This is a genomic window from Microscilla marina ATCC 23134 (assembly GCF_000169175.1).
In the GTDB taxonomy this organism is placed as follows: Bacteria; Bacteroidota; Bacteroidia; order Cytophagales; family Microscillaceae; genus Microscilla; species Microscilla marina.
Map to the genome: position 1 here is coordinate 32,143 of NZ_AAWS01000037.1, position 6,613 is coordinate 38,755.

Consider the following 6,613-nt stretch of genomic DNA (forward strand, 5'->3'; position numbering starts at 1 on the left):
TTTAGTCGATAGTCGATAGCTGATTCGAGTAAATGTTTACCTTTGTTAAATGCTGTAAACCAGTATTTTATATTAAGATTGCTTACTCAATTTATTTTTAAAAGTGTGTCGGTTTTACGCCCAAACACCCAATTAAATAGTTTTTAAATTCGTAAATAACTGAGAACCAGCAAACAACTTTGACTAAAATCACTGCGGAGTATTGCTAGTAGCATCGCATATTTAATAAACTTACTTGTTTTGTAATAAAGACAAGAAGACACTGGGCTTACCCTAGTTTACAAAAAATAAAATATCTGAATTTGATGCCTTTGAGTAGTTTTAGAAAATGTCTGTCCTGATTTGCTGCCAAAGAAGCTCCCTCCAGATTGTGTATGAACAAGTCAACTTGTTATAAAGAAACAGGGCGTGTGTTCAGAAGAACGTATGTTATTGTATACTACAGAGAGCACAACAATTACTCTATCCAGCGGTTAAGTTAAGGGCTGAGTTCGAGATTTAGAAATTCAACGCAGTAAAACTGCCCTGATGAATCAGGGTTGAGCAACGGCTTTGGTTTCTTTTGCCACCTGATTTCTCTTAAAAACTGATGGCTACAGCTTTGCTGTGCCGAGTTTTGACAAAGGCTAACTATCGCGTAGCTGAGGTTCTGGTAGGCATCGGAACTCAAAAAGCGAACGATGTTCTATTTTTTATAATCATCAGAAATTGAAATTGATTTAGTACCAGAGTATATTATCATTATGCAAATCATCAAGACTTTCACCATCGTTACTACCTTATTATTGTTGCCCTTCTTAACTTTAAAGGCGCAAACCAGCCATTTATTGGACTATATAGTACTTAATTCTGGCGACACCCTATATGGTAAAGTAAAACATGTAAATCAGCGCAAAGTGCCCCCCCGATATTATAAAAAGATTCGATTTACTAATACAAAAGGAAAGCGAAAAAAGTATAAAAGGGCTGATGTTGCTGCTTTTAATGTGAACAACACCAACTACGAAGGGTTTTGGCTGAGCCAATCGTCGCGAGGGATGACTCTAATAAATCCCCAATATGACATTGACCCTAAAAACGGAGAAAGGTATTTTTTGCGGGTAATTAGTAAAGGAAAACTAAGCCATTATTACTTGGAGTGGTGGGAGCAAGGCGAAGCTGGTTCGTCTTGGATGGACTTGTTTAGAAAAGAGAAGGATCAATTTTTCATTAGAGCCACTCAGGGGTTATTCGGCTTAAAAAGAAAGACTTTAGCCAAATATTTTGCTAACTGCCCTAGTCTCCAAGAAAAAATCAAAAAAAAGCAAATACGTAAAGTTTCGCAAGTGGTAGATTATTACAATAAAAACTGTGTTGACTAGTTTACATTGGGCATTTTGGCGTCTCTTCAATTGGCTATCTTCGACTTGTTATGTTGAGCACTGCTGCCTGTTTTTTTCTTGAACCGACAGCAGTTTTTGACATCTCACCTCAATGCAAAGCATCTACCTAAAAATGGGTTCTTTAGTTACTAATGACCCCCAAGTAGATTATTTGGGGACTTTATTCCTTTTTTTTCTTGCCTTTTCCACTTGGTTGTTTATCTTTTATCTCGACAAACTTCTTTTGTTCCTCAATGCTTTTACCCTTCAATTCTTGATGTAGTTCCAGTTCTACTACACGTCGTGTCTCCATATAACTTTGTTACTCAGGTGAGTCCAATTCCAAAAGGGTCTCTACCAGCCCTTTTTCATTGGGTCTTAAGGTTTGAAGAAATTTCTGAGTTTTAGAATCAGACAATAACTGTTTTATTGGGTGATTTACTAATTACTCAAATAGTGCTAGATAAATGGAACATTCTGATAATTTAGGAGCTAAATAAATAATGAATCGCGAATACCAATGAATGATTTCAACAATATTGTCTACTGAAGAGCAAACATCTACAGATGTTAAGCCGAAACTCAACATTCACTAATTATTGTTTGATACTGTATTACTCATTTAGCCCCTATGTATGATCTGCTATACTTTAAATAGCTCTAGTCAGATAAACAGATGACTTTACTTTCCAAGCCATTATCATTCAAGTACTTCATAGCTTTTCAACAATTTATCAATGTCTTGATCTGTAATAGGTTTTGCGTCGGCTATACTTGAATAAGACCTTTCGGCGGCCACCGCTTGTTTTATAACCCTGTGTGTATAGCCATTGTCACGAAGCCAGTGCTTGAAGTCGTCTGCTGTATGGGTATAATCGTAATCAATTATTTGTTCTTCCGTAAAGCGTGAGGGTAGGTGTTTTTGGGTGTATAGCGTGTCTAAGGCGGCTTTTAGCGCGGCTTGTCCATCGCCTCCCTTTCCTCCCTGAGAAGTGGGTGACTCATAAAGGGCGTTTGCCAGAAACCCAAACGGGGTAGACGTATCGTAAATATTGAATTGAGCCCGTTGAAGAAGTCCAATATATTTTTCGATGTTCCACTCATTCGCGTTGAGTATTTGAACTAGCCTGAATAGCCTGCCTGGCTTCCCAGATTCAATAGCGGCATTAAAGGCGTTCTCGAAGGTTTCGATGGCTCTGTTTAAATAAGCCGTTAACTGATCCAAATTAGTCCAAGTATTGTAAACACCTCCAGTCCTGAGCCCATTCACTCTATTTCCTATAAAGTTATTAAGGAGTTCTTCGCCTATAAATGAAGAAAGGGCTTGTACTCCTTGTTGCAGCCCTACTTCATTAGACACATCCAATTGGTTGTATATGGTGCGTATTTCATTGCCCACAATGCGCAGGCTATCCATATACCTCAACATAAATCGGGCGGCAGATGCCTCTCTAGGGTTGATATGCCCCCCCTCTAATGCCTCGGCTATAAATTGCTCATGATTGCTTGCTACCTGTCCCTTTGCCTTAGCTTGCTTTACCAAGGTTTCAACGGTCTTAATATCTTTTTCCGAAAACTGCACGCCAGTAGAGGCTTTCAGTTCGCGTTGTTTCCGAACATAGGGATCTTCTTGGGTAGAAGGATCGTTCGGCTTGGTCGATCCGCTATTGTTGACGCCAATCCGATCTTTGGGGTGCAAGGTATGCACCACCTCCCAAGGGTAGACCCCATACAGTTCATGAAACTGTTCTACCAAGCTCCAGTAGCGTTTTGCTCCCTCTTTTATCTCCGCCTCCGTTTCGCTTCTGGGCACGAGGTTGTCCAAGGTTTTTATCATATCGGAAGGGGCAGTACCAGCCGCCAAAAGCGTGTCAACGGTATTATTAAAGCCTGAGGTTGTATCAGATACTGATGCAGGGCTTGCATCATCAAGGGTGATTTCTTTTTTCCTTGCGCCCGACTTGCGTTTGCCAATGATACCATCGGCATCCATCGTAGCTTTATTTTGTTTTTGTCTTATTTGAGACAGTCGTCTATCCATCGTTTGAGTGTTTTAGGAGTTTCATAAAAAATACCACGGGTTTGGTTTATTGATTAGGCAACGATTTTAAATCTTGTCTGGCTTTTGATATGTCCAGGGCAATGCTAACTATTAAATCATCAAGAGATGCTTGAGCTTGGCTGTCGTTAGTTTGATTGCCCCGTAATTGTATCGTTCGTTCATTGATCTCCGTTGCGGTGCTAATAAATGTTTCCAAACTTGTTCGGTTGCTACTATCTACCAAGTTTTTTTGCTGATTATAGAACGTCGCTATGCTTTGAACCGTGTCAAGGTTAAGCAGTGGTGATTGGTCAGTGCTTACCTGTTCAGAGGCATTAGGTTGACTATCAATACTTGTTTGAATTGTATCAGAGGGCTCATCCTCTGATGGTGGATAGTAAAAGCTTAGCTTCTCATTAGTTACATCTGTCAATGTATATGTCCGCTGTTCATTGAGTTTGGCAAAGGGAGCGTAACTGTACTCCGATCTCCAAGTTTTGTTTGCACTATCCGTGAAATATGCCACACTACCCTCGTCTTCTTGAAGCGCTTTTAATTTGTTGAAGAGTCTTCTGCTGTGAATAGTGACCGTTTTTTTATTTGGAGTGTTACTTGGGTTTGTTTGATCTTTCCCCTTGATCATGGCATCCACCTGTTCATCAATATTGGTGTCTATTACTATATATAACTCATCTAAGGTTTTTTGACGATGAACCTCCATATTTACGTTGTATTTAGGGTTTTGTGGTTTAGATTCATCTTTATTCATGACCCAAACTTGTGCTCTATCTATATCATCCAGACGTGGGTCTTTTTCCACTGTTCGATTTGCCCATTTATCCAGTCCTCCCGAAAAGAATTCATTACCAGCGATATGACCAGTACCAATTACAAGTACTTTCCCATGGGGGTTTTGTGGGCTGTCCATTACAGATTTTATCATGCCTCCGATGTACTTTTGCCTACTCGAATGTTTGTTGATTTTGTGATTATTGGGATCTCGTTCACTCATCATGTCCACTGATACTACTTTCCAGCCCAGTTCCCTAGCTTTCTTCACTACTTCTGCCTGATAAAGGTTGTTCCAGGCTGTTCGGCTCCATTCGTCTATCTTGGTGTCAAACTCTGCATCATCCCATTCATTGAGTGTCAAAGGTCCTTCAATCATCAAAGTTCCTGGTTGCTCGGCACGATCCATCAACAAAGAGGCATAAAGAAATGGTTCTTCTTGGTTATGTTTGTCATTGATAATCACTAAATTGCCCCCATCCAATTTAGCAGCTAAATCTTGTATTAAAGCACTTTGTTCAGTGTATAATTCGTCTTCTGTCAATCCGGCAACAAACTCATCCCTTAATTTTTTTGTAAAGTCAAGTTCATTAAGTTTATTATCAGGATCTAACACCTCCCTCAATGCTTTTCGTTGTTCTTCTGGGCTTTCATCGGATATACTCTCATCTTTTATAGTCCCGTTGTCTATAAACCTATCTATGAGAGCACCTACCCATGTTTTTACTGTTTTTTTGTCTACATTTTTTAGACTTTGCTGTTTTTTTAAAAGTTTCCTACTTTTCTTTTTGTTCTGTTCCTTGAGATAAGCCTGTAGTTCTTTAAAGCTCATACTCCGCTCTTTATTCTTCTTCTTCTTCTTTTTGGTAGTAGATTTTTCATCGGGCAAGTTAAAGCGAGTTGATTTCTTTTGATCAAGTTTACGATCTGACATAATATGGTTAATTTAGTTATTTCAAATTAGTTAAGTTATTTGATTGCATTTCTGTCACCGCATTCCTACGGTTTCTCCCCTCAGGTTTACTTGCTCTTTGGGCACGCCTTCGGGTTTGGGGCTCATTGATCACCTCCTCGTCGCGTACAAACTGCCCTTTAGTTTTTTCTGCGGCGGTGGCTTCGCTTTCTTTGGGGTAATACACTAGCTCCTCTTTTCCATCATCCGACTGGGTTTTTACTGGGTAAAGCACCCTTCCCTGATCATCGGTTTTGGGCTTCAGGTTTTGGGGGAGTACTTCCCTTACTTTTTTCCCCGCATCTACTGCTTTTACAAATTGCCCTTTTTGAAGTTCCGACGGGGTGGCATCGCTTTCCTGCGGCAGGTAAACCACTTCGCCCTCGTCTCCCAAGGTTGCGTACAGGTTACGTCCTTTGAACCATTTGTCTTCTTTGGGGGCATAGCCTTCAATGGCATCTTTGCCAGCGTCTACGTCTTTTACATAGCGTCCCTTCAGGCGTTCGGCTGGAGTAGCGTCGCTTTTTTGGGGGAGGTAGGTCGTTTTTCCGTCTTCATCAAGCGTAGGGTAAAGGTTGCGTCCCTTATACCAACGATCGGGTTTGGGGGCGGTACCATCGAGCACCTCTTTGCCCGCCTCCACATCCTTTACAAACTGCCCTTTGAGTAGTTCCGACGGGGTGGCTTCGCTTTTTTGGGGGAGGTAGGTCGTTTTTCCGTTTTCATCTAGCGTAGGGTAGAGGTTACGCCCCTTGTACCAGCGATCTGGTTTGGGGTCAACACCGTTGAGCACTTCTTTGCCCGTGTCCACATCCTTTACAAACTGCCCTTTGAGCAATTCCGACGGGGTGGCTTCGCTTTGTTGGGGTAGATAAATCGTTTTTCCGTTTTCATCAAGCGTAGGGTAGAGGTTCCGTCCTTTGTACCATTTATCTGCTTTTGGCGGTATGCCTGCCGCCACTTCTTTTCCAACGTCTACGTCTTTCACAAACTGCCCTTTGAGCAGTTCCGAAGGTGTCGCATCGTTTTGTTGGGGCAAGTAAATAGTTGCGCCATCTTTGCCCGCAGTGGGGTAGAGGTTGCGCCCCTTGTACCATTTATCAGGTTTAGACGAGAACCCTGCCTTGACTTCATTGCTTTTGGCAATACCAGGCTTCTTGGCTGCCCTATTTTCTCTTCTTTTGTTGACACTTGCTCCTCCTTGTTTTTTGGCAAGAGCGGTAGGACGTTTTTTGGCTGGTCTGTTTAAGCCAGTAAATACGTTTTTAGTATTCCTTTGGCGTTTCAACTTAGCCCGGTTCGCATCGCCTCGTTGTCTTTTATGTTTTGCTGACTGATTCATGAGGGTATGTTTAAAGTTATGATTTGGATGTTGTAAAATTTGAAATAAGACCTAACAAGTTTTCAAAACCTGTTAGTACTCTGGCTTCTAAGTAGGTAAGGTAGAAATTTTGATGGATTTTGCTTACT

The 6,613-nt window shown here is 41.1% G+C and carries 5 protein-coding genes; 1 reads left to right on the forward strand and 4 read right to left on the reverse strand.

Going from position 1 to position 6,613, the window contains the following annotated elements:
• The first annotated feature begins 743 nt into the window (after positions 1–743).
• Positions 744–1,361 carry a hypothetical protein gene (locus M23134_RS26265; protein WP_002701415.1) on the forward strand — a complete coding sequence of 206 codons (618 nt, stop codon included), beginning with the start codon at positions 744–746 and terminating at the stop codon, positions 1,359–1,361.
• A 181-nt stretch (positions 1,362–1,542) separates the two neighbouring features.
• Here the strand turns inward: M23134_RS26265 and M23134_RS42560 are convergent, their stop codons facing one another.
• The 4 genes from M23134_RS42560 to M23134_RS26280 form a co-directional block, all read right to left on the reverse strand.
• Positions 1,543–1,674: a hypothetical protein gene (locus M23134_RS42560; RefSeq protein ID WP_002701417.1), complete on the reverse strand. Its 132-nt coding sequence runs from the start codon at positions 1,672–1,674 to the stop codon at positions 1,543–1,545.
• Positions 1,675–2,061: 387 nt separating this feature from the next.
• Complete coding sequence (locus M23134_RS26270; RefSeq protein WP_002701418.1) at positions 2,062–3,402, reverse strand: hypothetical protein; 1,341 nt, start codon at positions 3,400–3,402, stop codon at positions 2,062–2,064.
• Positions 3,403–3,448: 46 nt separating this feature from the next.
• The gene (locus M23134_RS26275) at positions 3,449–5,125 is read right to left on the reverse strand and encodes a hypothetical protein (protein ID WP_002701419.1); all 1,677 of its coding nucleotides are present in this window, start codon (positions 5,123–5,125) and stop codon (positions 3,449–3,451) included.
• A 16-nt stretch (positions 5,126–5,141) separates the two neighbouring features.
• On the reverse strand, positions 5,142–6,485 hold the full coding sequence (locus M23134_RS26280; RefSeq protein ID WP_002701420.1) for a hypothetical protein: 1,344 nt from the start codon (positions 6,483–6,485) through the stop codon (positions 5,142–5,144).
• Positions 6,486–6,613 lie beyond the last annotated feature (128 nt).